Source organism: Bacteroides intestinalis DSM 17393, assembly GCF_000172175.1.
Lineage (GTDB): Bacteria > Bacteroidota > Bacteroidia > Bacteroidales > Bacteroidaceae > Bacteroides > Bacteroides intestinalis.
The window spans coordinates 1-23,923 of record NZ_ABJL02000006.1 but is presented as its reverse complement, the minus strand read 5'-3'; the positions used below and the strand labels follow the sequence as shown (position 1 = coordinate 23,923).

Annotated in this window: 18 protein-coding genes and 1 rRNA gene; 12 read left to right on the top strand and 7 right to left on the bottom strand. The window is 46.2% G+C overall.

What is annotated here, in order from left to right; all coding sequences use genetic code 11:
* Position 1 precedes the first annotated feature (1 nt).
* From BACINT_RS02220 to BACINT_RS02210, 3 genes are all read right to left on the bottom strand, one after another.
* A complete protein-coding gene (locus BACINT_RS02220; RefSeq protein ID WP_007660221.1) occupies positions 2-1,948 on the bottom strand; it encodes a sensor histidine kinase in 1,947 nt (648 codons plus the stop codon).
* Between the two features lie 2 nt (positions 1,949-1,950).
* A complete protein-coding gene (locus tag BACINT_RS02215) occupies positions 1,951-3,822 on the bottom strand; it encodes a tetratricopeptide repeat-containing sensor histidine kinase (RefSeq protein WP_007660219.1) in 1,872 nt (623 codons plus the stop codon).
* 102 nt (positions 3,823-3,924) lie between these two features.
* Positions 3,925-5,775 carry a DNA polymerase III subunit gamma/tau gene (locus BACINT_RS02210; RefSeq protein WP_007660217.1) on the bottom strand — a complete coding sequence of 617 codons (1,851 nt, stop codon included), beginning with the start codon at positions 5,773-5,775 and terminating at the stop codon, positions 3,925-3,927.
* Between the two features lie 148 nt (positions 5,776-5,923).
* On the opposite strand from BACINT_RS02210, the gene BACINT_RS02205 reads away from it, so the two are divergent.
* Both BACINT_RS02205 and BACINT_RS02200 read left to right on the top strand, forming a co-directional pair.
* Positions 5,924-6,232 carry an FtsB family cell division protein gene (locus BACINT_RS02205; protein ID WP_007660215.1) on the top strand — a complete coding sequence of 103 codons (309 nt, stop codon included), beginning with the start codon at positions 5,924-5,926 and terminating at the stop codon, positions 6,230-6,232.
* Complete coding sequence (locus BACINT_RS02200) at positions 6,229-6,564, top strand: hypothetical protein (RefSeq protein ID WP_007660214.1); 336 nt, start codon at positions 6,229-6,231, stop codon at positions 6,562-6,564. Before BACINT_RS02205 ends, BACINT_RS02200 begins: the two co-directional genes overlap by 4 nt.
* A gap of 4 nt (positions 6,565-6,568) precedes the next feature.
* Here BACINT_RS02200 and BACINT_RS02195 read toward each other — a convergent pair whose 3' ends face one another.
* Together BACINT_RS02195 and BACINT_RS02190 are read right to left on the bottom strand one after the other, a co-directional pair.
* Entirely contained in the window at positions 6,569-8,605 is a 2,037-nt protein-coding gene (locus tag BACINT_RS02195; RefSeq protein WP_007660213.1) for a patatin-like phospholipase family protein, read from the bottom strand.
* A 109-nt stretch (positions 8,606-8,714) separates the two neighbouring features.
* On the bottom strand, positions 8,715-9,623 hold the full coding sequence (locus tag BACINT_RS02190) for an AraC family transcriptional regulator (protein WP_007660211.1): 909 nt from the start codon (positions 9,621-9,623) through the stop codon (positions 8,715-8,717).
* 223 nt (positions 9,624-9,846) lie between these two features.
* Between BACINT_RS02190 and BACINT_RS02185 the strand changes: the two genes are divergently transcribed.
* The 6 genes from BACINT_RS02185 (at position 9,847) to BACINT_RS02160 (ending at position 19,462) form a co-directional block, all read left to right on the top strand.
* The gene (locus BACINT_RS02185; protein WP_007660210.1) at positions 9,847-10,950 is read left to right on the top strand and encodes an efflux RND transporter periplasmic adaptor subunit; all 1,104 of its coding nucleotides are present in this window, start codon (positions 9,847-9,849) and stop codon (positions 10,948-10,950) included.
* A gap of 15 nt (positions 10,951-10,965) precedes the next feature.
* On the top strand, positions 10,966-14,145 hold the full coding sequence (locus BACINT_RS02180; protein ID WP_007660209.1) for an efflux RND transporter permease subunit: 3,180 nt from the start codon (positions 10,966-10,968) through the stop codon (positions 14,143-14,145).
* A 130-nt stretch (positions 14,146-14,275) separates the two neighbouring features.
* Positions 14,276-15,640 carry a TolC family protein gene (locus BACINT_RS02175; RefSeq protein WP_007660207.1) on the top strand — a complete coding sequence of 455 codons (1,365 nt, stop codon included), beginning with the start codon at positions 14,276-14,278 and terminating at the stop codon, positions 15,638-15,640.
* 359 nt (positions 15,641-15,999) lie between these two features.
* On the top strand, positions 16,000-16,323 hold the full coding sequence (locus tag BACINT_RS02170; RefSeq protein ID WP_007660205.1) for a hypothetical protein: 324 nt from the start codon (positions 16,000-16,002) through the stop codon (positions 16,321-16,323).
* 170 nt (positions 16,324-16,493) lie between these two features.
* Entirely contained in the window at positions 16,494-17,552 is a 1,059-nt protein-coding gene (locus tag BACINT_RS02165; protein WP_232288738.1) for a DUF7833 domain-containing protein, read from the top strand.
* Between the two features lie 146 nt (positions 17,553-17,698).
* Positions 17,699-19,462: a DnaB-like helicase C-terminal domain-containing protein gene (locus tag BACINT_RS02160; RefSeq protein WP_021967007.1), complete on the top strand. Its 1,764-nt coding sequence runs from the start codon at positions 17,699-17,701 to the stop codon at positions 19,460-19,462.
* Here BACINT_RS02160 and BACINT_RS02155 read toward each other — a convergent pair.
* Positions 19,459-19,707, bottom strand: coding sequence for a DUF4248 domain-containing protein (locus tag BACINT_RS02155; protein ID WP_007660190.1), 249 nt, complete (start codon positions 19,705-19,707; stop codon positions 19,459-19,461). The two genes, BACINT_RS02160 and BACINT_RS02155, sit on opposite strands and share 4 nt — an antisense overlap.
* An 85-nt stretch (positions 19,708-19,792) precedes the next feature.
* A complete protein-coding gene (locus tag BACINT_RS02150) occupies positions 19,793-20,110 on the bottom strand; it encodes a nucleotidyltransferase family protein (protein WP_007660189.1) in 318 nt (105 codons plus the stop codon).
* A 263-nt stretch (positions 20,111-20,373) separates the two neighbouring features.
* Here BACINT_RS02150 and BACINT_RS02145 point away from each other — a divergent pair, with 263 nt between their 5' ends.
* The 4 genes from BACINT_RS02145 (at position 20,374) to BACINT_RS02135 (ending at position 23,871) form a co-directional block, all read left to right on the top strand.
* Positions 20,374-20,886, top strand: a complete 513-nt coding sequence (locus tag BACINT_RS02145; protein ID WP_007660188.1) for an HU family DNA-binding protein — start codon at positions 20,374-20,376, stop codon at positions 20,884-20,886.
* Positions 20,887-20,980: 94 nt separating this feature from the next.
* Positions 20,981-21,076 (top strand): smalltalk protein, encoded by a 96-nt coding sequence (locus BACINT_RS24110; RefSeq protein WP_021967006.1) that lies wholly within the window; start codon positions 20,981-20,983, stop codon positions 21,074-21,076.
* Positions 21,077-21,086: 10 nt separating this feature from the next.
* A complete protein-coding gene (locus tag BACINT_RS02140) occupies positions 21,087-21,560 on the top strand; it encodes an N-acetylmuramoyl-L-alanine amidase (protein ID WP_007660187.1) in 474 nt (157 codons plus the stop codon).
* 788 nt (positions 21,561-22,348) lie between these two features.
* Positions 22,349-23,871, top strand: a 16S ribosomal RNA gene (locus tag BACINT_RS02135).
* The last annotated feature ends 52 nt before the right edge of the window (positions 23,872-23,923 follow it).

The following is a 23,923-nucleotide window of genomic DNA, read 5'->3' as shown; positions in this document are numbered from 1 at the left end:
GCTATTCCTTATAGGAAATGGTAAATGTAATAGGGGTACCTTCTTCTTCGCTTATTATGAAACTCCCACCAAAGTGCTCAAATAGCAACTGATTAATCTTAAGTCGTATGGAGACCTGCTGAGATGAAAATGCAGGATCCGCTAATGGACTATTGATAATATGGAAGATCAGCAATTCATTTCTTTCATCCCTTTCCAGTCTCATCTTTACTTCGCGGTCGGTATCATTGGGTACAGGATAGAGTAACATATTTATCACTGCCTGATTGAAGCGATTGGCATCCATTCTGAGTACCTGGCTTTCCACATCCGTTTCCAGTTGGGCGTGGATATGTCCGTCACTATTTATCCGGGCCATTCCTACCAGGTCGCTGCACATTTCCCGTATCTCGCATTCCTGTATCTGGAACTTCATCATTTTGGCTTCCAGACGTGAGAGATCGAGTACATCGTTTACCAGCTGAATCAGTTCGGTAGAATTGGTCTGGATAATTTCGGAATACTCCTGTTTTTCCTTTTCATCCAGTCCCATATCCGTAGAGAGCAGTTGAGAAAATCCCACGACATTGTTTAGCGGAATACGGATGTTATAACTCATATTCGCAAGGAAGCGGCTTTTTACCTCATTGGCTTCTTCTGCAACCTGATTCAACCGGGCGGCTTCTTTGGCATCTCTTTGTAATCGTTTCCGACTGAGATACATGTTGACTACAAAAGTAATAAGAGCCAGTAGGGCTGTTCCTATTACAGCCAAAAAGATTATATGGATTTTAGCACGCCATTGCTCTCTTTGCAGCAGAAGTTTGTCCATGTCATACAAACTTTGTATCTGTTCCATTTGTGTGTGCGACAGATTTCTATAGAGTGAGTCCTTGTCGCGCATCACTTTTTTATAGATGTCAAGAGATTCGTTTGCCCGTCCCATATCTACCAATATATCTGCCTTCATGGCAGTGTACAAGATAACATCTGGGAAAGACATTTGCTTTACCAAGCGAATCGCATCATCCAGATATTCCAGGGATTTCTTGTAATCATTTAGCGAACGGTGATATTCTGCATAGGCTTGCAAGCGGGAGATCTGATAAGGCAGGAAAGTGTTGGGAGTATAATACTCATCCACTTTCTGCAAGTGTTCCCATGCTTTCTCCATATCCTTTGTGCGGATATAGTAAAGGGCATATTGGGTTTCTATCCCCATGTATAATGCGGAATATGCGTTTTGTAGTGCAGGATTAGCAGTTATCAGTTCGTTTATGGCTGTTTGCATCTGTTCCAGAGAAGAGAACATCTTGTCATTTTCGTGCAGGAACGAATAAACCAGAATAGCTTTGGACAGTAAACTGATCTTGTCCATCGGACTATCTTGCGGACTCATCAGTTGGAAAGCTTCCTCTAATGCTTGTATTCCTTCTTCATAGCGTAGTGTAGCTATGTAACTGGTCATCAGACAGAGACATGCTTCCCGCATACCATTTCGGTCGTTTAGCTTCTTAGCTTTCTCGTACATGATGTTTGCTTCATAGATGGCAAATTCTATCTGCTGGTTGATCGTGTACATTTCTATCTGCAACTTCTTGGCTTTGAAGTAGTCATTGTAATAGTTATGCTTCTCTGCCAGATTTTCCATTTTGCCCATCCATTGCGTGACGCGCACCAAGTCCAGTTTGTTGAAGAAGTAGATGATATGTTCGTAGGTGGCAAGACTCTGATATCGCAGATTGTTCTGCGCGGTAGCTTCTTGCAACAATTTGTTTTCATAATAAAGGAATACCGGTGTCTGCTGGTCCAACCGGGCAATATCATGCAGCACGTCCAACCGGGTAGAATCGTGTGGAGCAGAGACATAAATGCGCAACAGGCTGTCTTTTACAACAGTACTTCCAGCATTGGCTGATAATAAGCCGGAACTAAAAGCCAGACATAGTATGATCCACCGCTTCATCATGATTAATCCTCCTTCTTTGAGTTATTGCGTGTCTGGTGTATTGGATGTGTGAAAACGAAACGGGAGCCTCCTGTATAATCCGGGTCAATCCATATTTTGCCACCGATATGCTCAATAATTAACTGACAGATAGATAAGCCAAGTCCACTTCCTTGCGCATTTTCATCCAGTTTTTCAAAACGCTGGAATATGCTTGCCTGTTTTTCTTTCGGAATACCGCAACCGGTATCTGTTACAGAGAACAAAGCCATCTTTTCCGATTGCTTTTCCAATTTTAGCGTGATACTACCGTCAGGGGTAAATTTGGTTGCATTGATCAGCAGATTTATCAGCACTTGCTGCAGACGAGAGTCATCTGTTTCAATGTATAATTCTTCCAGTGATGTTTCAAACAATAATTCTGCTTGAGTTTGTTTTACTTTACCTACGGTGTCGGTTACATTCCGGCAAATTGCCACAGCATCATGTTCGGCTATGCTGAATTGCATTTTCCCAAATTCCAGACTCGACAAGTCGATCACATCATTAATCAATTTCAGCAGAAGTTCGGAGTTCTGTTGGATGATGTCGGTACATTGTCTCCGGGTAGAGTCATCTAAGCCCTCTTCCGTCAGTAATGCAGAAAAGCCGGACAGAGCATTGAGAGGAGTTCGTATCTCGTGACTCATATTTGATAAGAATATACTCTTGGCACGTGTTGCATTTTCAGCATTATGACGCAATTGTTCCAGAGTTTCCGTAGACATTACTACTACTTTCTTCTGTCTTCTAAGCCAGATGGCAAGCATAGAGATGAAAGTCAGTAATCCTAATCCGATGAAGATAAGAACAACAACCATCTTGTTCTGCTGTGCCTTGTTTTCCAGTTCTATCTCATCAACCTGATAAGTAGCTTTCAGGGCATTAATCTGCCGGATATAGCTTTTTGATGCAAGGGTATCAGTAACACTGTATAGTTCCTTATAAATCTGGCAGGCTTCATCAAAGTGCCCCAGCAGTTTATATAAATAGATCTTTTCCGCACAAATCCAGCGGTACTCCAGCGAGCGTTTATTATTGGATACCACTTCCAGAAGCTGGTTATAAAGTGCCAAGGCTTCATCAGCCTTCTCTTTGTCGTGGTAATCGGCAGCCAATGCGCGATAACAGGCAGCAGTGTAATAGTTGATGGAAAACTCATGGGCTATTTCATGAGTATGGTTTTTGTAAATCGAGTCTGCCTGGTGCAGATACTGGAGTGCAGTATCCTGATCTCCCGATGAGATGTAATAAGTTGCATTTTCTATAAGTATGGGGATGGCAAGCGGATGTTCCGGATTCTGTTCAAGAAGCGGATTCAGCTTCTCTACATATTCCATGGCCTCTTCCAGGCGATTCATTTGTTGTAGTTGCGTGGAGATTTTCACCAATAACCGGTAGGTTTGCGGGTTGTTTTCGGGCAGGTAACGCAGTGCATCCATATAAGAGCTCAAGGCTTTATCCTGTATGTTGGAGGCCGAATAAGCCTGTCCAATAGCCTGGTTGGAAAGAGCGATACCGAAATTGGATTTTATATCTTTAGCATATTCGTACATTAATCGTGCCCGGTCTATTGCCAGACTGAGGTCTCCTCGCATGATATATGCATTCACTTCCCACAGAACTAAAGTGAAGTAAGCTTCTTCTGTTTTGGGAGATTTCAGTGTGGGAGCCAGTTCATCGGTCCATGATATAATGCTGTCTATCGGTATGTTGGCATCATAAGGAACCTCTTTGGTTATGAGAGATTGCAAAGCAGTCAGACGTTCTTTGTCTGTACTGGTGGCGTGTGTTCCTGCTGCAAAAGAGAAGAGCAAAAAGCCTGTTACTGCTGATATTATCGCAATTTTTCTCAAAGTAAAAGATATGTTTTGTTAGTTCATCCGCAAATGTAATGATAAAACTAAAAAAACAAAAGTATTTGTTGGGTAAAAACTGCAATTACTTAATTATAATCATCAATAAAGCTCTAAACCGAATTCTTCTTTCAATTGCATTAAGGCATTATTCTTTTGTGCCATCAACTGGAATTTCTCCACACGGCTGTATGCGCGCACTTTTTCAGTGGGGGCACTGACGCGGACAGTCATCGTTGCTTTGCTGTTTTTCAGTCGTTTGCGCAAGTAGCCTTGCAGAGTAGGGATCAGGTCTGTGAATTCTTTGGCTGCAATATCATTTTCCACCACGGCTTCAAATGTAGTTGTATCCAGCATTGTCAGGTGAATAACCTGCATACGCTTGGCAAGGGCGGTTTGCTCTTGGGGTAGGCGTCCGGCATATTCCTGCCAGTAGTAGTTGACATCTTTTTCATTGAAGATAAAATCTTCTTCAGGCTGTACATTTTGCTGTGTTGCTGATACTGCTACTTGCCTTTTTTCTTCTTCACCCCGTGGATGCTTGATTGAGACTCCTAAACCGGACATCTTCATAACAGGGATTTTCTTTTCCTCTTTTCCTTGTGCCATTAATACGGCAGTAGGAGTGGGGCGCATGGCAGCTGTTTGCGAACCAAAAGGCTGTTGGACTTGCGGAGATGCAGGGACAGCCTGGGCTGCAGGAGCTTGTTGCACCGGCTGGGGTTGTGCCGGAGTGGCAGTTGTTGCTTGCGGTTGGGGCATAGCATGTGCGGCCTGTGGCTGCTGAGCGGCGGCAGGCTGTGAGAATATGGGTTTGATAGATTGTTTAGGGCCACGCCCACCACTGACGTCGTCCCCCTCGGCGGTAAGCTGGGCAATCTGTATCAGAGTCAGTTCCACCAGTAACCGCTTGTTTTTACTGGCGCGGTAATTTAAATCGCAATCATTACAAAGCTTCATAGCGCGATACAGGAAAGGTAGCGGACATTTCTGTGCCTGTGTCTGGTAGCGCTCCCGGATGCTGGCACCTACCTCAAGTAGTGACAGGGTGGCGGGATCTTTACTCACAAGTAAATCACGGAAGTGGGATGACAATCCTGTTACGAAATGGCTGGCATCGAAACCTTTATTCAGCACATCATTCAGTAACAGCAATGCATCGCTGATCTGGTTTGCCAGAAAATGATCCGTCAACCGGAAATAATATTCGTAGTCCAGTACATTCAGGTTTTCAATAACACTTTGGTAACTGATGTGCCCACCGGTGAAGCTGACTACCTGGTCGAAAATAGACAAAGCATCACGCATGCCGCCGTCAGCTTTCAGTGCAATGACATTCAAGGCTTCCGGTTCGGCAGTAATTCCTTCTTTTGAAGCAACATATGCCAGATGGGCAACCGTATCATCCACATTGATGCGGTTAAAGTCATATATCTGGCAACGGGACAAGATAGTAGGCAGAATCTTGTGCTTTTCTGTAGTTGCTAGGATAAAGATGGCATGACGGGGTGGTTCTTCCAGTGTTTTCAGGAAAGCGTTGAAAGCCGAAGCGGACAACATGTGTACCTCGTCGATGATATATACTTTATATTTTCCTATCTGGGGCGGAATACGCACCTGTTCCACCAGTTGGCGGATATCGTCAACGGAGTTGTTGGATGCGGCATCCAGTTCATGGATGTTGTATGACCGCTGTTCGTTGAACGCTGTACACGATTCACATTGGTTGCACGCTTCACCTTCTGCAGTAGGACTCATACAGTTGATGGTCTTGGCGAAGATGCGGGCGCAAGTAGTCTTTCCCACACCGCGCGGACCGCAGAACAGGTAGGCATGTGCCAGTTTGCCGGTAGCGATGGCATTTTTCAGCGTAGTAGTCAGGGCACGTTGTCCCACTACCGACTCAAAGGTCGTAGGGCGATATTTTCGTGCCGATACGATATAATTTTCCATGATTTGGGATATTCTTGTCCATTACAATTTGTGCAAATGTACATAAAAAAAAGGAATTTCTCAGTTATTCCCCTTATCTTTGTAGGCGAAGAATCCCCTCCCGGTTTCTTTTTAATTATTAATTCTTTAATTATTAATTTGTTTATCAATGGATAAATTAGCGACACTTTGGGCTTTTGTCCGCAGGCGTAAATACTTGATTACGTTTGCTGCATTTGTAGTGGTTGTAGGTTTTCTGGATGAAAACAGCATCGTGCGCCGTATGGGTTATGCGAATGAAATCAGTCGCCTGAATTCTGAGATTGAGAAATACCGGGCGGAATATGAAGAGAATACGGAACGGCTGAACGAACTGGCTGTAGATTCCGGTGCCATCGAGCGTATTGCGCGTGAGAAGTACCTGATGAAGAAACCGAATGAGGATATTTACGTATTTGAAGAAGACATCGAAAAATGAAATCCCTGATACCTGCTTTGTTTACAGTAGGCGCTTTGATGGTACTGTTTGGTGCTGCCGTCTACATCACCGGCTGGGAGGTTGCTCCCTATGTTTATACAATCGGTGCTACTATGGTGGCATTGGCCCAGATCAATTCTCCTTCCAAGAGTAGTAGGGCCAATGTAAAACGCCTCCGCCGCCAACAGATTTTCGGTGCGTTGCTATTGGTGCTCACCGGCGCATTCATGTTCTTCACTCACGGAAATGAGTGGATTGTGTGTCTGACGGTTGCCGCCATACTTGAGCTATACACTGCTATCCGTATTCCACAGGAGGAGGCTAAAGAATAATATATTAAAAAGTAAATCCCACTCCAATATAGTATCCCAGCTTCTTGGACTGATTCGAATAGTTAAGTTCCGCTTCGATGGGTCCTATAATACTGTTGTAGCAATATCCTATGCTGCCTCCCGCCAATCCATGGGTATTTGTTCCACCAAACAGATTTTCTATTTTGTTGGCTGTCCGTCCGTAACTGCCCCGCACTACGATGTACTGGTTCTTGTAAGTTCGTGCTCTGACTCCCAATATCCCCGTCAGCATAGCATCCGGACTTATTTCGATGTGATTGATACCCGTGAAAGGAATTTGTTGTTCCATGTATCTTCCCGGTACATTTCCACCTACAAAGTTCGATATCGCCAGCGATTGCGTATTTTTTCCAACTACCCTGCCATATACCGACGGCATGATGGTAAATACCCGGTTCGGTGAGAAATATCCGCTCCAATGTGTCTGAAATACCGATACGGGACTACCCGAACCGTAAGCTATCATGTTATCCGTATAGAGCCTGTACGATGCTTCCCATTCCATTCCCTGCGTGGAGAACCGTTGGTTATTCAGACTATTGTACATGACACTGGCCTGATAACTGAGCAAAGCCTTGTCACTTGATTTGGTGATAGAGATATCCGGCCCCGACGGCCAGTCGTGATAATTATACTTCTCAAAATGAATACCTGCCTTGACAAGCAACTTGCACCAGCTTTTCGTAAATCCTATCCAAGCCATGTGATGCACATAAGTCAGATTCATCAGCCGGTCACCTTCTTTATAAAGATTGAAGTCATTATATCCTATCTGATATCCTGTACTGAGGTCCCAATTATTGCGTAGTGAGTACGTGTACTCCAGTTGTCCGAAAGTCCGCTTGCCCAGACGGGTAGTGGCGCTTAGTTGCGATTTCTTCTGTTTTCCGAGATATGCCCTTGCATTCAGTAACAATACGGCTAACTCTTCATTATCAAATCTGCCTCCTATATTTATAGTGTTCACCGGCTTTTCATGCGGAGTAATTTGTGCTACGGAGGGGATCGTATCCAGCATGGTGCGCGTTGGTATTTTGAAAGGACCGGGATATTCTGCGCGATACTCCGTGCCGATACCTATTTCTTTTTTCAGTGCAATCAGTTTTTCCCAATCTTTCATGGCGGCCTCTTTGCCCCTGCGCATCAATGTGTCCAATGCTTCAGAGTTGAAACTTGCTGCCGAGTATCCATCCACATCTACCTGTATGTGTATGTTACTATCCTTTACATTTTTTCTGTAGCTTTCTTCCCCCACCAGGTTTATAATTTGTCCCAGCACGCTCGAGAGGCTTGTCAGCTCATCCGCTTTCATTAATGGATTCTGTACATCGACTCCGATAATAATTTCCGCTCCCATTTGCCGGGCTATATCTACGGGGTAATTATCTATCAGTCCGCCGTCTACCAGCACTTTGCCATTGAGATAAACCGGGGCAAATACCCCCGGAATAGACATGCTGGCACGCATTGCAGTGGCCAGTATACCGTTGTGGAAAACGACCTTGCTGCCATTTACTATGTTGTCCGATACGCAAGCGAATGGGATGGGGAGTCGGTTGAAGGAGATAGAGTCATGATAACCCACTGTCAATTCGGAAAGCAACTGTGATATGTTTCTTCCTTTTATAATCCCTGCATCGGATACATGCGCTGATTTTCCGGCAATCGGAACAGAGAGCAAGTACTGTTCTTCCTTTAGCTTTTCGCTCAGCAATGTAGTTTCCGGATCGGGGGTATCAGACAGCAGAAACTTCCAGTTTTGTGCATTGACAATGCTATCCAATTGCTGTGGGGTGTAGCCGATAGAGTATAGTCCGCCGACGAGGGCTCCCATACTGGTACCTACTACATAATCTATCGGTATTCCGGCTTCTTCTATCACTTTCAGCGCTCCGATGTGCGCCACGCCTTTGGCGCCACCGCCACTCAGTACTACTCCGACTTTTTTGCGGTTCTGCGCTCCGAGCGTACAGGCGGAAAGCAGGGCAATTATTAATAAGGACAAAGATTTATATTTCATAATTGGTGATTTGTTACTAATCGTTCAGATAAGTAACAAATAAAGTAGGCAAATAGATTTATATTACCACCTTATCACTCCTTTATTCCTTTCTTTTCCATAATGAATCTCACCCTTCCCTCTCACTCCTATACCGTATCGGTGATGTTCCCAAATGCCCCTTCACATACTTCCCGAAAAAGGATTGATTCGGGAAGTTGAATTCTTCTGCAATTTCTTTGATGGATTTATCCGAATGTTTCAGCCGGTATTTGATGTGCTCTATGGCAGTCTCATTTATCAGGTCCAGTGGAGCCCTGCCGCACGCTTGCTTAATGACCTTTGAAAAATGCTTGGGCGTATAGCAAAGTGCATCGGCAAAGTAAGTCACAGAACGATGCATACCATTATCTTTCGACAGTAATTCCATGAATTTCCGTAGAATATGGTCAGCCTGCTTGATGCCTTCTTTCGAAAACGCTTTCTCTGAGTCGGCAATTTCCTTGTTGAGATAACCCAGCATCTCGCAGAAAAGAGCAGAAAACAGATGTTGTACTACTGCTTTGTGGTAACAATGAGGCTCATCATTAATCTTTGCCATAATTAGCTCTCCGTAGTATTTAAAAATGCTGTTATCATTCTCTCTGCTAATAGATTTTATCGGATTGTTGTGGATATGAATGGCGGTATCCCATGTGTCTTTTTCTACCTTGAGGATACGTTGCAGGAAACGGGTGGAGAACCCCGCAAGCCTTATCTTATATTTAGGACTCATCATCGTATGTCCGATAATGGTGTTAGGGAGACCCAGTAGTAAATCGCCCGGTTGCAATTGGTAAGTCTTATTGTTGATGTCCAGTTGAATGCATCCTTCTATGCAGACGGCAATGAGGAAACATTCCAGTCTGACTATTTCATTACTATAAGGTATTCCATCCAGACTGTTCACTATCGCGAAGTCATCGTCTAAATAGTCAAGAATATGCTGACTGTTCTTAAAGTCTTCAATGGTAACGGTCTTAATGTTCTCTTTTTCCATATTATTTCCTTTTTTCTTTTTGCAAAGTTGGTGAATTATGAGGAAAACAGGATGTCCTATAAGCCTTTAATTTTGTCCTATATGTTGCTTATTGATAATTAGTTAGCATTGAAAATGGTAAATAACGAAAATGGAACATTCTTGGGGGAAAATTGGTCACTATACCCTTGTTCCTTTCTCCTACATTTGTCCCAGTTTTAACAAATGACAATTAAGAGAAAGTATGATTACAGTGAACAAAAAATGGTTACGGCTGATAGGGATTGTCGGTTGTACAGTGTGGATGGCATCTTGTAAGCAGGCAACAGATGCGGGAGTGAAACCTTCTTATGCAACTATGAAAGTAGAAGTGGCGGATAAGGAGCTTTCCACCTCATATTCGGCTACTATTCGCGGGCGGCAGGATATCGACATCTATCCGCAGGTATCGGGTACTATCGAAAAACTTTGTGTAACCGAAGGGCAGACAGTGCGTCGCGGACAATTACTTTTCGTTATCGATCAGATTCCGTACAGAGCTGCGCTTAAAACTGCCACCGCCAACGTAGAGGCTGCACGTGCTGCAATGGCTACCGCCGAACTCACCTACAAGAGTAACAAAGAACTGTATGCGCAAAAAGTAGTTTCAGAGTTCAGCCTGAAAACGGCTGAGAATACATTCCTCACCGCCAAAGCACAATTGACGCAGGCCGAGGCACAGGAAACAAATGCCCGCAACAACCTCTCCTATACTGAAGTGAAAAGTCCCAGTGACGGAGTGGTGGGTGCATTGCCCTATCGTGCAGGTGCATTGGTAAGTGCCAACATACCTTATCCGTTGACTACGGTTAGTGATAACTCGGATATGTATGTCTATTTCTCCATGAACGAAAATCAGTTGTTGGCTCTTACCCGCCAGTACGGCAGCATGGACGAAGCATTGAAGAACATGCCGGAAGTGGAATTGGTATTGAATGATAATTCGGTATATAATAAGAAAGGTATAATAGAATCCATCAGCGGAGTTATCGACCGCCAGACAGGTACTGTAATGGCGCGTGTAGTATTTCCTAATGAATCACGCCTGCTTCATAGCGGAGCGTCCGGTACGGTAGTGGTACCGAGCATTTATAAAGATTGTATTGCCATTCCGCAGGGAGCCACAGTGCAGATGCAGGATAAAGTAGTAGTATATAAGGTAGTGGATGGTAAAGCCGTCTCTACGCTGGTCACAGTATCCGGCATCAGCGACGGGCGCGAATATGTGGTGCTGAGCGGACTGAACCCCGGTGATGAAATCGTATCAGAAGGTGCCGGGTTGATGCGTGAGGGTACGCAAGTTAAATAAGGAGGAGATTAAATTATGAAAGGAAACATATTTATAAAGCGGCCGGTGATGGCTATATCCATCTCCGTGCTGATTCTGGTCATAGGGCTTATTTCGCTCCTTACGCTGCCGGTAGAGCAGTATCCTGACATTGTGCCTCCTACGGTATATGTAAGCGCCCAATATACGGGTGCCGATGCTGAGGCAGTGATGAACAGCGTTATCATGCCGTTGGAAGAAAGTATCAATGGTGTGGAGAATATGATGTATATCACTTCCACAGCTTCCAATTCCGGTCTGGCTATTATACAGGTTTACTTCAAACAAGGCACCGACCCCGACATGGCGGCGGTAAATGTACAGAACCGTGTAGCCAAGGCACAGGGATTGCTGCCCGCCGAGGTAACTAAAATCGGTGTAAGCACGCAGAAACGTCAGACTAGCTTCCTACAGATCGGTGCTATGGTCTGCAACGATGGACGTTACGATCAGACCTTCCTTGCCAACTATCTGGATATTAACGTACTTCCCCAGATCAAACGTATCGAAGGGGTAGGAGACGTTATGGAGTTGGGTGATACCTATAGTATGCGTATCTGGCTGAAGCCGGAGCGGATGGCACAATACAGCCTGGTTCCTTCGGACATAACGGCCGTGTTGGGCGAACAGAACATTGAAGCTCCTACCGGTTCGTTAGGCGAAAGTTCGAAGAATGTGTTCCAGTTTACCATGAAATACCGCGGTAGGTTGAAGAGCGTGGAAGAATTTCAGAATACGGTGATCCGTTCGCAGAGCGACGGCTCTGTGCTCCGCCTGAAAGACGTGGCCGATGTGCAACTGGGCACGATGACCTATAGTTTCCGTAGTGAAATGGATAGTAAACCTGCCGTTCTCTACATGGTATTCCAGACGGCAGGTTCCAATGCAACCGCAGTGAATAAAGAAATCACCGCCCAGATGAAGCAAATGGAAAAGAATCTTCCGGAGGGAACGGAATTCGTCACGATGATGAGCTCGAACGACTTCCTTTTCGCTTCTATCCATAATGTGGTGGAAACACTGATTATTGCTATCCTTCTGGTTATTCTGGTGGTGTACTTCTTCTTGCAGGATCTCAAAAGTACGCTCATTCCGTCCATCTCCATCATCGTGTCGCTGGTGGGTACATTCGCCTGCCTGGTGGCTGCCGGGTTCAGTCTCAACATCCTGACGCTGTTTGCATTGGTGCTTGCCATCGGTACGGTGGTGGATGATGCCATTGTGGTGGTGGAAGCGGTGCAATCCAAGTTCGATGCCGGATATAAATCGGCTTATCTCGCTACCAAAGATGCGATGGGAGATGTAACGATGGCTATCGTTTCCTGTACCTGTGTGTTCATGGCTGTGTTTATTCCTGTGACGTTCATGGGTGGAACCTCCGGTGTGTTCTATACACAGTTTGGTATCACGATGGCAACTGCCGTAGGTATCTCTATGATTTCGGCTCTGACGTTGTGTCCGGCTCTGTGTGCCATCATGATGCGCCCGTCGGACGGAACCAAGAGCGCCAAGAGTATCAACGGCCGGGTGCGTGCAGCTTACAATGCTTCATTCAATGCCGTGCTGGGTAAATATAAGAAAGGTGTGATGTACTTCATCCGTCACCGCTGGATGGTGTGGACCTCATTGATAGCTGCTGTTGTATTGCTGGTTTATCTGATGAGTACTACTAAGACAGGGCTTGTTCCGCAGGAAGACCAGGGCGTCATCATGGTGAACGTCAGCATCTCTCCGGGAAGCACGCTCGATGAAACAACGAGGGTAATGGATAAGCTTGAAAGTATTCTTCAAGATACGCCCGAAATAGAACATTATGCCCGCGTAGCAGGCTATGGACTTATATCCGGCCAGGGAACTTCTTACGGTACCATTATTGTCCGTCTGAAGGACTGGAGTGAACGGAAAGGGAAAGATCATAGTTCGGATGTGGTGGTTGCCCGCCTCAATGGGCAGTTCTACGGTATCAAGGAAGCACAAGTATTCAGTTTCCAGCCGGGTATGATTCCGGGTTATGGTATGGGTAACTCTATCGAGCTGAACCTTCAGGACAGGACCGGTGGCGATATGGCAACGTTCTACCAGGCGGTAATAGACTATTTGGGTGCCTTGAACCAGCGTCCCGAAGTAGATATGGCTTATACCGCTTACGCCATTAACTTCCCGCAGGTATCGGTAGAAGTCGATGCAGCCAAATGTAAGCGTGCAGGAATTTCTCCGGGTGCAGTGCTCGATGCATTGGGCAGCTACTGTGGTGGTGCATACATTTCCAACTATAACCAGTTTGGTAAAGTGTATCGTGTGATGATGCAGGCTTCACCTGAGTATCGCCTGGACGAGCAGTCACTGGACAACATGTTTGTACGCAATGGCGCAGAAATGGCTCCGGTAAGCCAGTTCGTGACACTGAAGAAAGTGTTGGGGCCGGAAACTACCAACCGTTTCAACCTCTACAGCTCCATTGCAGCCAATGTGAACCCTGCCGAAGGTTACTCTTCGGGTGAAGTGCAAAAGGCTATCGAAGAAGTGGCTGAACAGGTTCTGCCTACGGGCTACGGATATGAATACGGAGGTATGGCTCGTGAAGAAGCAAGTACCGGTGGCGGACAGACGATTTTCATCTATGCCATTTGTGTATTCCTGATCTATCTGATTCTGGCATGTCTTTATGAGAGTTTCCTGGTACCGTTTGCCGTTATTTTCTCCGTTCCGTTCGGGTTGATGGGATCGTTCCTCTTTGCCAAGTTCCTCGGACTTGAAAACAACATCTATCTGCAAACGGGTGTGATTATGTTGATCGGTCTGCTGGCCAAGACGGCTATCCTGATTACGGAATATGCCATAGAGCGTCGCCGTAAGGGTATGGGTATTGTGGAGTCTGCTTACTCTGCCGCACAAGTCCGTCTGCGTCCTATCCTGATGACGGTACTGACGATGATCTTCGGTATGCTTCCGTTGATGTTCTCTTCCGGTGCAGGTGCCAATGGTAACAGTTCACTGGGTACGGGTGTTGTAGGCGGTATGCTTGTCGGAACGCTGGCTCTGCTCTTCGTGGTACCTGTGTTCTACATCATCTTCGAGTTCCTGCAGGAAAAAATCCGTCCGCCGATGGAAGAAGAAGCAGACGTGCAGGTGTTGCTTGAAAAGGAGAAGAGTGAAGCTGAACGAAGTAGTAAATAAATGAAGGAGGAATGATGTATCAAGGTGAAATATTCTGGATAGAGCAGGTGGTGGCATATTGCATTGCCTTGATTCTATGGTGCATTATTGATAAGATCAATTCCCGGAAACATATTAAAGATACTGAAGAATGAAAAAACAAATCATCACATTAGCTGTCACCGGCCTGCTGCTGAGCGGTTGTGGCATCTATACCAAATACGAGCCCGTTACTTCTGTCCCCGACCAGCTTTATGGTGGGGAAGTAGTGGCCGAAGACACTGCCAGTCTGGGTAATATGGATTGGCGGGAGCTCTTTACCGATCCTCATTTGCAATCCCTCATCGAGCAGGGATTGCAGAATAACACCGACTATCAGTCTGCCGAGCTTCGCGTAGAAGAGGCACAGGCAACGCTGATGTCTGCCAAGCTTGCCTTCCTTCCTGCTTTTGCTCTTGCTCCGCAGGGCACTGTGAGCAGCTTCGATACGCATAAGGCTACACAGGCTTATTCACTGCCCGTTACCGCCAGTTGGGAACTGGATGTTTTCGGCCGTATGCGCAATGCCAAGAAGCAGTCCAAGGCATTGTATGCCCAGAGCCAGGACTACCGCCAGGCTGTGCGTACCCAATTGATTGCAGGAATAGCCAATACTTACTATACGCTGTTGATGCTGGACGAGCAACTCGCCATCTCCCGGCAGACGGAAGAGGCATGGAAAGAAACCGTGGCATCCACCCGCGCCCTGATGAACGCCGGAATGGCGAATGAATCGGCCGTATCGCAGATGGAAGCTACTTACTATCAGGTACAAGGCTCTGTGCTCGACTTGCAGAAGCAGATCAGCCAGACCGAGAACAGTCTTGCCCTTTTGCTTGCCGAAACACCCCGTCACTACGAACGTGGCAGCTTGCAGCAGCAGCAATTCCCCGCCGACTTCTCGGTAGGTATTCCTGTGCAGATGCTTTCCGGGCGACCGGATGTCCGTAGTGCCGAACGTTCGCTCGAGGCAGCATTCTATGGTACGAATCAGGCTCGTTCTGCTTTCTATCCTTCCATTACTTTAAGTGGAAATGCCGGTTGGACGAACTCGGCAGGAAGCATGATTCTCAATCCGGGCAAGTTTCTGGCATCTGCTGTAGGTTCATTGACGCAGCCGCTTTTCAATCGGGGGCAGGTTGTGGCTCAATACCGCATTGCCCGTGCACGGCAGGAAGAGGCTGCACTTGGTTTCCAGCAGAGCTTGCTCAATGCAGGCAGTGAGGTGAACGATGCCTTGACGGCTTACCAGACCAGCCAGGGGAAGAAACTACTGTTGGATAAACAGGTTGCTTCTCTGCAAACTGCCCTGAAAAGTACTTCTTTGCTGATGGAGCATGGTAACACCACCTATCTGGAAGTGCTTACGGCCCGGCAGACTTTGCTAAGTGCGCAACTGTCGCAAACTGCCAATCATTTTACCGAAATACAAAGCTTAATTAATCTGTTCCAAGCATTGGGAGGAGGACAAGACTAAATCTCTGTATTATACTCTCTTTCTGTTACATTACTTCTATGAAAGAAGAGTCGCCCGGAAGGTGTTCCGTGGCGGCTCTTTGTGTTTTGATGTTTATCCGATAAAATTACGATCTATCTGCTATTGTCCTATTTTAAATATTTATATAAAGAAGGTTTATACATATACACGTACCTTATTATCTATCTTTCCTTTTTTTATTGTCAGTGTTTTGCAAGGTGAAAAAACTGAGTATAAAATCCTGCGAAATTACGATATTCCGGTGAAGTATTACTAATTTTGTATTCGATATGTTATCATATTATAAATAAACAATTTTCAAATAGTACAATTATGGCTAAAAAAATCCTATTGAGGATGTGAAGCTTTTCCGCGGGAAAGGTTTTCATGTTGTTTTTGAGAAAGAGAGTGAAGAATTGCATCGCGCAATGGAGTGTTTGTCGCAGTGTCACAGTTGTTTACGTGTGGAGTATGAAGAGCGTATACTTTTCTTGATTCCATTTGTACATCTGCTTGTCAGCCGGAATGGGGGAGAAGGATTGCATGGAGCCCGCTTGCTTGCTAATACTTTACATCTGCTTATAAACTTCATGGATGCGGACGGTAGTGGTAATGTGTTGAATGTCAAAAGCATTGAAGATGAACTGTATAAGTTGTATTCTGAACTTTATCCAAAGGAGTGATTTCTTCTTCTTCTTTTGACTTTCAAATAGGGTAAAAACGGCTTTTTTCGCGAAAAGCCGTTTTTGGTATATTGGTATATATGTCGGATCTTTGCAGAGTCAAAAAGATAAATTATTTAAAACAGAATTAAGCAGAAATGAATAAGCACTTTTACCTTAAACATGAGATTATGGCTTTCAATGATCCCCGCATCCAGAACATGCTCCGTCAGGAAGGCGGCAAGGCTTACGGCGCCTACTGGTATATAATGGAAAAGCTGAGCCTGCTGCCTGATATGGAAGCGGAGCTGAAATACCTGAAACCTTTTGCCACTCGTAATTTTACCTATCCTTATATGATGAAGATCGTTACGGATTTCGGTTTGTTCACCGTCACCGACAGTTGTTTTTCACCTGTGCAGCTCAATACGAAATGCGTTGTAGAACCGCAAAAAGCAGAAGAAAACATAGCGGAAAACAGTGGGCAAAATGGCAAAAAGTACCCGGACAATGATGTAAAACCGGGCAAAAATGCCGGCTTTTCGACGAAAAACAGGCAGACAATGGACAAAAATCGCGATGGAAATGAATCTGAAATAAATTGCAATACTCCGAATATCAGTGGTTTATCGAATGAAAATCTACAGCAAAAAGAGAATATAAGAGATATAATAACAACAGCAGCAAAAGAAAAAGAAATATCTGCTGCTGCTGTTGATCGTAATGATACCAGTGTCCCTGCCGATACCGGTGTCTCCACCAATGCTTCCGTTTCTCCTTTTTCCGGCGGTAGTGCCCTTCACGCCATTCGTCCCTGGCAGGAATTGGTGGACGGGCTGTGCCTGGAAAGCAGTTGGGCGGAAATCGCCTGCATGAAATCCGGCTATGGTGGTTTGTTGAACCGTCACTTCAAAGAGGCCGTAGGCTTTTTCAAGCAGCACATCCTGCTCTACGACAAAGGGCCGTCCTTGCTGAACAGCAGTGACGTACACCAGTATTTTGCTAATTTCACGGTTCCCGGCAGCCGTACCTCAGCCTTCCTGCATGCAGAGCTTTTGAAGCTGGAGGCTGCCGAGCAGAGCCATTCACTCGACCCTTACCGCTTCGAGAAGCGTATCGGCGGGCAGCGCACCTACATGGGTTGCCCCATCCCCGACGAAGCACCTCCCCGCCCGGAAGACAATGCTATCTGGAACGACCGGACGAAGCAATGGATTCTTCCCCGGCTTCGAAGCAAAGCGGCCTCGTGAAGTGACGAAATCCGTCTCACGGGACGGCACCACCTCGCCCCGTGGGACGGAAAAAATCCTTCCACGGGACGAAAACAACGCCCTCATGAGGCGAAAATATGTTCTTTTGTTCTTCTGTCTAAAAAAACTCCGTCAAATACACTACAATGAGAGACTTCCATTCCCTCGGCATCGACGTCAACCGACGCACTGCCGGCCACATCAAAACCACTTGCCCCCACTGCACAGAAACCCGCCATAACAAGCGTGACAAATCCCTTTCCGTCAATTTGGACGATGGTAAGTTCCTTTGCCACCACTGCGGCTGGAAAGGCTGTGTCCCCGACGAAACCGAACTCCGCGAACGCCGCCAAAGGGCGGAGTCGCGTAAACGGCAGCAAGTACCTCCCGCCCATTTTCGCCGCCCGACCTTCGACCCCACCCGGCTGACACTTAGCGAAAAGACCGAGCATTACCTCGTTTCCACCCGCTACCTGTCCCAGTCCGCCATCCGCGACCTGCGGATCACCGAACAGGAAGAATTTATGCCCCAGTCCGGCAAACTGGAGAACTGCATCTGCTTCAATTACTTCGAAAGCGGCGAATTGGTTAACACCAAATTCCGAAGCGGACAGAAGCATTTCAAAATGGTGAAGGATGCTGAACTCATCCCCTACAACATAGACTCCATCCTGGACACACCCGAATGTATCATCACCGAGGGTGAAATGGATGCTGCCTCGTTCGTCACCATCGGTCGTCGGGATGTCGTATCCGTGCCCAGCGGTGCCAACAGTAACCTGACCTGGCTGGACCGTTTCATTCCCACTCACTTTGAAGATAAGAAAACCATTTATATCGCCGTGGACGAGGATTCCGCCGGCCTGAAACTGCGCGATGAGCTTCTCCGCCGCCTAGGAACGGAGCGTTGCCGGATTGTGCATTTTGGTCCGGGGTGCAAGGACGCCAATGAGCATCTGGCTCAATTTGGTGCGGAAAGTCTTGGTATCTGCATAGAGCAGGCTGAGGAAATCCCTTTGGAAGGAGTCTTCACTGCCGAAGAGCTCGCTGGGGAGCTGCGTGCCCTCTACGAGAACGGCATGAGTAGCGGTGCCGAAACTGGTTGGGAGAATTTCGATAAATATTGTACACTCGAGCTTCAGCGTCTGCTGCTAATCAGCGGCCGTCCCGGTGACGGTAAGTCGGAATGGTTGGACGAGCTGGTAATGCGACTTTGCCTGCGCCACCAGTGGAAGGTTGCCTATTTCAGCCCAGAGAATATGCCCATCGTGTATCATCACCGTAAGCTGATTGAGAAGTTGACGGGCTTCGGATTTAATCCCAGTGTCGGGATGACGGAGGAGCTTTACCAAAAGTCTGTGCAGTTCCTTACGGAAAATGTGTGCCACATCCTTCCGGGCGATGAGGATTATTCTATAGACACGATCCTCCAGAAAGCCCGCGGGTTGGTAGTGCGTAAAGGTATCCGTATCTTGGTTATCGACCCGCTGAACCGCATCGACCAGCGCCTCCCGCCGGGACAGACGGAGCTTCAATACCTGTCTTCACTGCTGAACAGTCTGAGCCGCTTTGCCACGCACTACCATTGCCTGGTCATCCTTGTAGCCCATCCGCGTAAGATGAACCGCAATCCGCTGACGGGTGTCACTCCCTGTGTGGGGATGTATGACATCTTCGGTTCCTCAGATTTTTATAACAAGGCCGATTTCGGTATCATCGTGGAACGTGACGATCAGAAAGGATTGGTGACGATACATGTTGAGAAGGTGAAGTTCAAGCATCTGGGTACTCCCGGCAATGCGACTTTCGTGTATAACATCGTAAACGGGCGCTACTCGCCTTGTGAAGAGGGAGCGGGTGATAAGCCCGGCCCCATAAATACGCAGTTTGACAATAAGGCGTGGATTTAAGGTTCTCCCAACGCTTCTACGATGAGCCGTACCTGCTTCGGGGTGTACCTCCTTGCACTGCGGCTCATCCCTGTTTCCAAAAGTTTCTGTTCCAGTCCGGGCGCTTTCCGAATCCAAATGTTGAATTCCTTGACGGCGCTTGCCTGTTGTACGTTGTGGATATAGAGACAGGCGAGTTCGCCTTTTCCGTAACTACGGATGGGGAATACCTCTTCCGTAGAGAGGCTTGCATCAGATTTTGTCATAATTAAAGTTTAGGTTTATGAGTTTTAAATATGACGTAAAGTTACTGATTTTTCGTGAATAATACAACTCTTTAAGAGGGGAATATTATGATTTGTAGATACTTATGCCTACCCGGTCGATATGCTCTCTTAGAGCTTCGTTTGTGATGTGTTCGTAAATCACCACGTCTACGAAGTAAGGTAATAATGACTCTTCAAAGGCGGTGAGCAGAGCGGATAATGTGTCTTTAGAAACCGGTCCTTTAACAGCAAGGTCGATGTCAGAACCGGGTTTAAAGTTTCCTTTAGCCCGCGAACCAAAAAGAATGGATTCCTGCACTTCGGCAAATTGTGAAAGAATATCTGTGATCCACTTTCCGTTTGTTGCACTTATGCCATATTTATTCCAGTGAGTTTCATTCATCGGCTCTGACTTTGAAATTAGTGTAGAATTCTTGCAGGATAAAGAAGTAGCGTTCGTAGATATCTCTGAGAACACGTACAATGATTTATTAATGCTTTATTGTTCCCATTGCTTCCCCAACCGGACTGAACCGGAATTCCTTTCATCACCCTGTCGTACCTTTGTTTCACCGAATCGGAAAAGGAAGATCGCCGCGGGATTTTCTCTCTTTTCGCTTCAGACGACAGGAACTTATTTTTTATAACTTAAACCTTTTTAATTTTATGGCAGTAATTGTAGAGCGCACCTTGCGCCACAGGAAAGTCGGGGATGTCTCGTCTCCTAAACTGAATTACCTGAAGCGTAAAGCTCGCACCTCCAGGCTGTATGACATCAAGCGCCTTTCCCAGGAAATCGAAGAAATGGGCGGCATGTCTGCCGAGGACGTGGAGCATGTAATGAAAGCTATTGTGCGTAACCTGAAACGTAAGTTGACGGACGGGGACAGTGTGAAACTGGATGGCTTCGGAGTATTTTATACCACCTTTCATAGTGTGGGCACTGAGAAAGCCGAGGATTGTGTGGTGAAGAATATCGATAAGGTGAATATTCGCTTCCTTACGGATAGCAGTCTGAGACTGGTGAACGAGGCGAATGCCACCACTCGAAGTGCGCCCAATAATATTACCTTCCAGCTTTATAGCCCGAAAGACGAAGATGTCAGTTCTTCCGGTGGCAACTCCGGCGGTGGTGATTCCGGCGGCGACGGCGGGATTGAAGATGATCCGCTGGGATAGGGTCTAAATCCGGAGGCTTTGGAAATTAAAAATTAAAGGCTGCGCCGCCTGCTTATCATTTATCACTAATCGCTAATCACTAAAAAACTCTCTTATGAAGAAAAGGACTTGGGACAAGATTTTGAAAATTGTAATTGCTGTAGCTTCTGCTCTATTGGGTGCGCTGAGTGCGCATGCGATGACAGTATAATCTTTTATCTATGAGAAAAATTGATTTAATCGTGATTCATTGCAGCGCCACCCGCGCTGACCGTTGTTATACGGAATATGATTTAACCACAGACCACCCTGCGCCGGGGCTTCTCCGGCGCAGTTATCATTATTATATAAGGAAGAACGGGGATATCAAAAGTCTTCGTCCGGTAAAAACTCCCGGTGCACATGCGAAAGGTTACAATGCTCACTCAATAGGTGTATGCTATGAAGGCGGGTTGGATACGAACGGCCGCGCTTCCGATACGAGAACCGATTTCCAGAAACATTCCCTCCGTGTATTGGTCATGTTGCTATTGCGGGATTATCCCGGTAGTAGGTTAGTGGGACATCGTGATCTTAGCCCCGACCTGAACCATAACGGTGAAATAGAACCGGAAGAATGGATAAAAGAGTGTCCTTGCTTTCATGCTTTCACTATTTTGCAAGATCCCCCGCCTCAGAATCCTGCTTATTTATAATAATACTATCTCAATTCTCTCTTTCTCGCGTGCACGTATATATATAATGTATATTCTTCCGTGCCCGCCCACACCTCCTTTTAAAAATATGTGAACACATCCTTATCAATCAACGAGTTACAAATTAGTTTCAAAAAACTTGTGAAAAAATGATAGATATATTTGGATTGAATGGATATATGCGCTACTTTTGCACCCGCTTTCCAAGAGACGGAAAGCCTTGCAATTGACATTCTGACAGAAGCGGCGTAAGAACTCTGACGTTTTTCTTTCCTTTTGCCTTAATTCCAACCAAGAATGCGGCAGTCGAAAAGAAATTTGAAAAAAAACTTCCGAAAACATTTGGAAGATATGTGATAAAGTTCTTACCTTTGCACCCGCTTTCCGAAAGGAATGCAATCGCTGATTGATTTACTGATTAAGAAACCGGTGTTGTTAAGAACTTCTTTTTCTTTCCTCTTTTATCTCCCTTTCGCAAAGAGAGACGACGAGAAAAAGAAAAAAGAAAAAAAACTTCCGAAATTATTTGGAGTATATGCTTAAAAGTTCTTACCTTTGCATCCGCTTTCTGAAAAGAAAATCAGTTTAAAAAAGAAGCGATCTTTGAAGAATTTACATAAACAATACAAGTAGTACAAGAGCAAGGTTACTGCATTTTTGGAGTAATCTTGGGTATAAAAAAAGAACCGTCAAGTAACTTATATATATAGGTAATTTGAAAACTTTTAATAGACCGAGCGTCCTGAACAGAGCAAGAATCGGTAGCAATACCGACTAACAATACTTTTACAATGAAGAGTTTGATCCTGGCTCAGGATGAACGCTAGCTACAGGCTTAACACATGCAAGTCGAGGGGCAGCATGACCTAGCAATAGGTTGATGGCGACCGGCGCACGGGTGAGTAACACGTATCCAACCTGCCGATTATTCCGGGATAGCCTTTCGAAAGAAAGATTAATACTGGATAGCATAACGAGAAGGCATCTTCTTGTTATTAAAGAATTTCGATAATCGATGGGGATGCGTTCCATTAGTTTGTTGGCGGGGTAACGGCCCACCAAGACATCGATGGATAGGGGTTCTGAGAGGAAGGTCCCCCACATTGGAACTGAGACACGGTCCAAACTCCTACGGGAGGCAGCAGTGAGGAATATTGGTCAATGGACGAGAGTCTGAACCAGCCAAGTAGCGTGAAGGATGACTGCCCTATGGGTTGTAAACTTCTTTTATATGGGAATAAAGTGAGCCACGTGTGGCTTTTTGTATGTACCATACGAATAAGGATCGGCTAACTCCGTGCCAGCAGCCGCGGTAATACGGAGGATCCGAGCGTTATCCGGATTTATTGGGTTTAAAGGGAGCGTAGGCGGATTATTAAGTCAGTTGTGAAAGTTTGCGGCTCAACCGTAAAATTGCAGTTGATACTGGTAGTCTTGAGTGCAGCAGAGGTAGGCGGAATTCGTGGTGTAGCGGTGAAATGCTTAGATATCACGAAGAACTCCGATTGCGAAGGCAGCTTACTGGACTGTAACTGACGCTGATGCTCGAAAGTGTGGGTATCAAACAGGATTAGATACCCTGGTAGTCCACACAGTAAACGATGAATACTCGCTGTTTGCGATATACAGCAAGCGGCCAAGCGAAAGCATTAAGTATTCCACCTGGGGAGTACGCCGGCAACGGTGAAACTCAAAGGAATTGACGGGGGCCCGCACAAGCGGAGGAACATGTGGTTTAATTCGATGATACGCGAGGAACCTTACCCGGGCTTAAATTGCAACTGACGGATTTGGAAACAGATCTTCCTTCGGGCAGTTGTGAAGGTGCTGCATGGTTGTCGTCAGCTCGTGCCGTGAGGTGTCGGCTTAAGTGCCATAACGAGCGCAACCCTTATCTTTAGTTACTAACAGGTCATGCTGAGGACTCTAGAGAGACTGCCGTCGTAAGATGTGAGGAAGGTGGGGATGACGTCAAATCAGCACGGCCCTTACGTCCGGGGCTACACACGTGTTACAATGGGGGGTACAGAAGGCAGCTACACAGCGATGTGATGCTAATCCCAAAAGCCTCTCTCAGTTCGGATTGGAGTCTGCAACCCGACTCCATGAAGCTGGATTCGCTAGTAATCGCGCATCAGCCACGGCGCGGTGAATACGTTCCCGGGCCTTGTACACACCGCCCGTCAAGCCATGAAAGCCGGGGGTACCTGAAGTACGTAACCGCAAGGAGCGTCCTAGGGTAAAACTGGTAATTGGGGCTAAGTCGTAACAAGGTAGCCGTACCGGAAGGTGCGGCTGGAACACCTCCTTTCTGGAGCGACGCTCAGAGTATAATGAGGCGCAAGCCAAGTATTATATTAAAA

Bases quoted from the DNA above. Each gene is read 5' to 3' on its own strand.
- BACINT_RS02190 (WP_007660211.1), bottom strand. From the start codon at position 9,623: ATGGAAAAAGAGAACATTAAGACCGTTACCATTGAAGACTTTAAGAAC.
- BACINT_RS02165 (WP_232288738.1), top strand. From the start codon at position 16,494: ATGGCTTTCAATGATCCCCGCATCCAGAACATGCTCCGTCAGGAAGGC.
- BACINT_RS02185 (WP_007660210.1), top strand. From the start codon at position 9,847: ATGATTACAGTGAACAAAAAATGGTTACGGCTGATAGGGATTGTCGGT.
- BACINT_RS02195 (WP_007660213.1), bottom strand. From the start codon at position 8,605: ATGAAATATAAATCTTTGTCCTTATTAATAATTGCCCTGCTTTCCGCC.
- BACINT_RS02140 (WP_007660187.1), top strand. From the start codon at position 21,087: ATGAGAAAAATTGATTTAATCGTGATTCATTGCAGCGCCACCCGCGCT.
- BACINT_RS02180 (WP_007660209.1), top strand. From the start codon at position 10,966: ATGAAAGGAAACATATTTATAAAGCGGCCGGTGATGGCTATATCCATC.
- BACINT_RS02210 (WP_007660217.1), bottom strand. From the start codon at position 5,775: ATGGAAAATTATATCGTATCGGCACGAAAATATCGCCCTACGACCTTT.
- BACINT_RS02160 (WP_021967007.1), top strand. From the start codon at position 17,699: ATGAGAGACTTCCATTCCCTCGGCATCGACGTCAACCGACGCACTGCC.
- BACINT_RS02220 (WP_007660221.1), bottom strand. From the start codon at position 1,948: ATGATGAAGCGGTGGATCATACTATGTCTGGCTTTTAGTTCCGGCTTA.
- BACINT_RS02205 (WP_007660215.1), top strand. From the start codon at position 5,924: ATGGATAAATTAGCGACACTTTGGGCTTTTGTCCGCAGGCGTAAATAC.
- BACINT_RS24110 (WP_021967006.1), top strand. From the start codon at position 20,981: ATGAAGAAAAGGACTTGGGACAAGATTTTGAAAATTGTAATTGCTGTA.
- BACINT_RS02175 (WP_007660207.1), top strand. From the start codon at position 14,276: ATGAAAAAACAAATCATCACATTAGCTGTCACCGGCCTGCTGCTGAGC.
- BACINT_RS02145 (WP_007660188.1), top strand. From the start codon at position 20,374: ATGGCAGTAATTGTAGAGCGCACCTTGCGCCACAGGAAAGTCGGGGAT.
- BACINT_RS02155 (WP_007660190.1), bottom strand. From the start codon at position 19,707: ATGACAAAATCTGATGCAAGCCTCTCTACGGAAGAGGTATTCCCCATC.
- BACINT_RS02150 (WP_007660189.1), bottom strand. From the start codon at position 20,110: ATGAATGAAACTCACTGGAATAAATATGGCATAAGTGCAACAAACGGA.
- BACINT_RS02200 (WP_007660214.1), top strand. From the start codon at position 6,229: ATGAAATCCCTGATACCTGCTTTGTTTACAGTAGGCGCTTTGATGGTA.